General features: G+C 40.8%; 5 protein-coding genes. 2 read left to right on the top strand and 3 right to left on the bottom strand.

Annotated features, from left to right (window positions below):
• Nucleotides 1-34: 34 nt before the first annotated feature.
• The 3 genes from IQ228_RS21610 to IQ228_RS21600 form a co-directional block, all read right to left on the bottom strand.
• Nucleotides 35-349 (bottom strand): hypothetical protein, encoded by a 315-nt coding sequence (locus IQ228_RS21610; RefSeq protein ID WP_027403206.1) that lies wholly within the window; start codon nt 347-349, stop codon nt 35-37.
• A 1-nt stretch (nt 350) separates the two neighbouring features.
• Entirely contained in the window at nt 351-1058 is a 708-nt protein-coding gene (locus IQ228_RS21605) for a glutathione S-transferase (protein WP_027403207.1), read from the bottom strand.
• Nucleotides 1059-1300: 242 nt separating this feature from the next.
• Complete coding sequence (locus IQ228_RS21600) at nt 1301-1561, bottom strand: hypothetical protein (protein ID WP_027403208.1); 261 nt, start codon at nt 1559-1561, stop codon at nt 1301-1303.
• Nucleotides 1562-1888: 327 nt separating this feature from the next.
• On the opposite strand from IQ228_RS21600, the gene IQ228_RS21595 reads away from it, so the two are divergent.
• Both IQ228_RS21595 and IQ228_RS21590 read left to right on the top strand, forming a co-directional pair.
• Nucleotides 1889-2554 carry a hypothetical protein gene (locus IQ228_RS21595; RefSeq protein ID WP_027403209.1) on the top strand — a complete coding sequence of 222 codons (666 nt, stop codon included), beginning with the start codon at nt 1889-1891 and terminating at the stop codon, nt 2552-2554.
• Nucleotides 2555-2722: 168 nt separating this feature from the next.
• Nucleotides 2723-4549 carry a penicillin-binding protein 2 gene (locus IQ228_RS21590; RefSeq protein WP_027403210.1) on the top strand — a complete coding sequence of 609 codons (1827 nt, stop codon included), beginning with the start codon at nt 2723-2725 and terminating at the stop codon, nt 4547-4549.
• Nucleotides 4550-4598: the final 49 nt, after the last annotated feature.

Genomic DNA, 4598 nt, shown 5'->3' with positions numbered 1-4598 from the left:
TTCTTCCCTCCCCCACCTCCCCCACCTCCCCTAATTAAATACTTAAAAATGGGAAAAATTGTAATAATGTTTTGCGTAGTTGCAGCAAGAATATTTTGTCGCGGATACCGGAGGCTAAACGTGGTGGTGGACTTATTTGCATTTGTGCTTGCAATTCGGCATATTCTGCGGGCGTGAGGATTCTGCCATCAATGGGCGATCGCGCTGCTAGAATAATCTCTGTTCGCAATATCTCCTCTGGTATATCTGCTTGTGGTGGTAATGCCATCACGACTTTACCACTATGACCACTGAACCCGACTAAAATACTAGTAGTAACGCTCAAAATAGCTAGTAGTATCCGTTTCATCTTAACTCCTGATTGGGCGCAGTCCCTGCGCCCCTACGTCCTCAAGTCCTGGTGGCAATGGTTCACCACATAACTGGTGGATATTGATAATTCGTGCAAAAATCTGTGGATATGCCTGACGATAATCAGGAATTAGTGCTAAAGGACTCAACAAAGCCGCCGCTGCAATATCAGCTATACTCAAGCGGCTACCCACTAAATAATCACCTTTTTGCCAATACATAGACAATAATGACAAGGCATTAGCGAGTCTTTTTTTAGCTAATTCAACGGTAGTATCATTAATACCATATTGTTGTCTGACTACTTTAATCACCATTTGGCTAAATAGTGATGGGTCAATTGCCTTACCTTCACCAGCGCGAAATTGATAATATACAAATCTAGTAGCCGTGCCTATACTTTCATCTAACCAGTCTTCTAACATCGCAGCTTGAGTTTGCTGTTCTAAATTGGGTAGAAACAAGGTAGGTTCGGGTTGATAGCTTTCTAAAAATTTAAAAATTTCCGTAGAGTCGCCAATAGCTTGGGGTTGTCCGACAATTTGGGGTAACAGGACAGGTAATGTTGTCAATCCAGTTAAGGACTTTAGCCTCAAGATGTGCAGCCCTGGAGTGAGATTTTCGGTTTGATAACTAATTCCTTTATAACCCAATGCCAATCTGGCTTTGCGACAATAATGAGATGTACTAAATTGCAGTAACAGCATATATTGAGATTACTTTGGTTACTGACAAAACAAATAAAAAAAAATCAAACTGGGCGAGAACTGAATCTAGCCCAGAAGCAAAACCTGATGAATGTTGCCTTTTTTACCCAACTTAACGCCGTTAGGCAGTTGAATCTTTATTCCTTAATCTACAAACTATCTTAACTTTCTCAGTAGAGGTTTGTAGAAAATAATTTTTAAAGATATCAACTACCCAGGAAAGGCTAATATCCTACCCTATACTAAGGTTGTTTGGGAGTAGCCTCAGGAGATGTGGTCGCAGCAGGGGATGTGGTAGCTGCGGGAGATGTGGTCGCAGCAGGAGATGTCGCCGCATCAGGAGATGTGGTAGCTGCGGGGGTAGCACCAGTATCTGCTGGTTCGCCACCTGTTGTTGCTGCTGGAGAACTGGTAGTACCTGCTGGTTGACTACCACCGTCACAAGCTCCAAGCATGGTAGCCAGACTTAACATTAGAGCCAAACCAAAAATTTTTGTCTTCATAACTCCTCTTTCACCAATTGTGGCAATAAAATCTTTCGCCTGTTGAATAAGATACCTTATTTATTGATTTTTTTTAAGGACTTTCTGATTACATATTTCAACCCATTCTTTTTTGTAACATTCTTGTAGATTATATGTAACACAAACAGTGTGTAATTAACGGTTAGAATGATATCGATCATTGTTCTAAAAATTTGCTAGAGAGAAGGGTGAAATCCCCCTGAAAAGAGAGAAATTGAAAACTTGGATATTTCCTGTTCCCTTTTTTTGTAACTTTGGGCAAAATCTAATTAAGTCAAAAATAAAGTATTTATTATCAGAAAAATCATGGGTTTTGAACGTAAATCAGCAGTTTTCGCAAAAAATACCTGGTTCTGGGGCAATTCTCCTGGGTCATTGAATAAGCGACGTTCTCGAAATTTGAATAAAAAAAGCCAGAGTTCCTCCCGATTAGACAGTGAAGCGATCGCAGTTAAATCGTCTAGTCCCCGAAATGCTTGGCTGAATTTCTTAGGTTCTCGCCGAAATAAAACAGCAATTCGCACCTCAAGTGTAGACGCGGGTAAACAACAAACTACTGATATTAATAGACAATCAAATACTGCTGCTTATAGGATGAGTCATACTCCATCCATGCCTGAATGGTTACTACGTATGTATATGGTCAATCGCTATTCGTCGATTCTAGCATTTTTATTAGTGGTAGCAACATTAATAGTTTATGGTTGGACTGTATATTCACAAGAGCTTTGGAGTGATTCTTACCGTAAGCTACAAAGCTTACAACGTCATGAACGACAGTTAAATACTGCCAATGCGACACTAACTAGCAAAATGGCACAGGAAGCAGAACAGCCCGGTACGGAACTGGTATCACCAACTTCTAAGGGGACAATTTTCTTACCACCAACATCTAATAATTATCCCCGGTCGTCATTCTCAACTTCTCAACCAGAACCGCAACCTGAACCCCCTTCTCCATTAGGATATTAATTGGTCATTGGTCATTGGTCATTGGTCATTGGTCATTGGTCATTGGTCGTTAGTTAATATTTTTCATTCTTTCTTCTTTCTCCTGAAATCCTGATAGCGCAGCGTGGCGTTAGCCATACTCTTGAATGGGCGCAGTCCCTGCGCCCCTACCTACTGAACTCCTGACTCATGCTAAAGTCATCACTTAAAACACAACTTAGAAATCTACGTAATTTAGAATTCAGACGCAAACGAAAGTTTTCTAGACAAACTCAATCAGAAAATATTGAGCCAAAAACACCGGAAACTCCACCTAACATTCAATTACGACTGTTTGCTGTATGGGGTGTGTTAATGATTGCTATGGTAGGTTTGGCATTTAATTTATATCAATTACAAATTATTCAGGGAAAAAAGCTGACTAAGAAGGCGCGAAATCAGCAAATGGTGAATGTGCGCCCTTATATGCCTCGTCGTCCAGTAGTGGATCGGGATAATAATGTGTTGGCTATTGATCGTCCCGTTTATACTGTATATAGTCATCCTAAGTTATTCGAGCTATCCCAGGAAGAAATCGCGGAGAAAATCGCACCAATTATCGGCAAAGAAAAGGCTGATTTGGTCAAAACATTCCAAAGTAAACGGAGTGGAATTTTACTGGCTTCTGGGGTCTCTGAAGATATTACTGATAAGTTAATATCACTGCGTTTGAATGGGTTTGAGTTTATTCAAAAATACTCCCGATTTTATCCCCAAGATGATTTAGTGGCGGATGTCGTGGGCTATGTTAATCTTGACCGTCGTGGTCAAGCTGGTGTGGAATATAGTCAGGAGAAGTTACTAGAACGTTCTGGACAAACAGTGCGGATGAGTAAGTCGGGAAATGGGTCGTTGATGCCGAATTATGTGACCGAGGGATTTCTGAATTCTGATGATTTAAAAATGCAATTGACTATTGATAATCGTGTGCAACGGGTAGCCCGTGCAGCCTTAAAAGAACAGATGACTAAATTTAGTGCCAAACGGGGTGCAGTGATTGTCATGGATGCAGTGGATGGTTCTTTATTGGCTTTGGTTTCTCAGCCTACCTATAATCCGAATCAATATGCTAAGTCTGATATTTCTCTGTTCAAAAATTGGACTGTGGCTGATCTTTATGAACCGGGATCAACTTTTAAGCCGGTGAATGTGGCGATCGCTCTCGAAAATGGTGCAATCAAACCAGATGACACTTTTGAAGATCCTGGTTCTATTAAAATCGGCACACATACCATCAAAAATGCCGAAAAAACTGGTTATCGCCGATTAACTATTCCTGAAATTTTACAAACTTCTAGTAATATTGGCATGGTCAGAATCATTCAACGAATAAAACCATCCATATACTACAACTGGCTAGAACGTTTAGGGTTAGGACAAAAAGTTGAAACAGATTTACCCTTTGAAGTTGGTGGTCAATTAAAAAGTCAAGAACAATTTATTTCTTCAGCCATTGAACCAGCTACCACATCTTTTGGACAAGGCTTTTCTCTAACTACATTACAACTGGTACAACTACACGGCGCATTAGCTAATGGGGGCAAATTAGTCACACCTCATGTAGTCCGGGGACTAATTGATACTAAGGGCGGAATGCACTATTCACGTACTCTTCCAGAACCAAGACAAATTTTCTCACCTACAACCACCCAAAAGGTTGTGGAAATGATGGAAACAGTAGTCAGTTCAGGTACTGGTAAAGCAGCCAGAATTTCAGGATACCGGATTGGTGGCAAAACAGGAACAGCGCAAAAAGCTAGTCCTAATGGTGGATATATTAAAGGTGCAAGAATTACCAGTTTTGTCGCTATTTTGCCTGTGGAATCTCCCCGTTATGTGGTGTTTGCAGTTGTGGATGAACCAAAGGGAGAAAATGCCTATGGTTCTACTGTAGCTGCACCAATTGTTAAAACTGTAATGGAATCACTAATTCCTATTGAACAAATTCCACCTAGTAGTCTGTCAACCCGAAAATGACGGGTGAAGGCAAGTAGGGGGAGTGGGGGAGGTCTGTCTCTTATACACA

It is taken from the genome of Dolichospermum sp. LEGE 00246 (genome assembly GCF_015207865.1).
Taxonomy (GTDB): Bacteria; Cyanobacteriota; Cyanobacteriia; order Cyanobacteriales; family Nostocaceae; genus Dolichospermum; species Dolichospermum heterosporum.
This window is presented reverse-complemented; position numbering and strand designations above follow the sequence as displayed.